Below are 289 nucleotides of genomic sequence, written 5' to 3'. Positions count from 1 at the left end.
CGTTGCAGACCCGCATAGCACCCGGCCCTTTTCGATGCCATTGCCAGGGTACTGCAGTAACGAGTACCGTTCGCGCGCCGAGCGCACGACCATACTGCTCATCGTCGGCGTCTGCACCCACCTTGGTTGCACGCCACGCCCCCGGTTCCAGGCTGGTCCTCAGCCGAATCTTCCCGACGGCTGGCCAGGCGGCTTCCTGTGTCCCTGCCACGGCTCGACCTACGATCTTGCCGGACGGGTATTCCGCGACAAGCCAGCACCGCAGAACCTCGACGTGCCACGTTACATG

1 protein-coding gene is annotated in these 289 nt (G+C 64.4%); it reads left to right on the top strand.

Annotated features, from left to right (window positions below):
• Nucleotides 1-34 precede the first annotated feature (34 nt).
• Nucleotides 35-289, top strand: a 255-nt coding sequence (locus SB725_RS30730; RefSeq protein WP_410923140.1) for a Rieske 2Fe-2S domain-containing protein, incomplete at its 3' end; no start/stop codon positions are given.

This window comes from Pseudomonas sp. SIMBA_041, assembly GCF_046535095.1.
GTDB classification, from domain to species: Bacteria; Pseudomonadota; Gammaproteobacteria; order Pseudomonadales; family Pseudomonadaceae; genus Aquipseudomonas; species Aquipseudomonas mucoides.
Note: the sequence above shows the minus strand (reverse complement) of the source record. Positions and strands in the feature narration are given on the sequence as shown.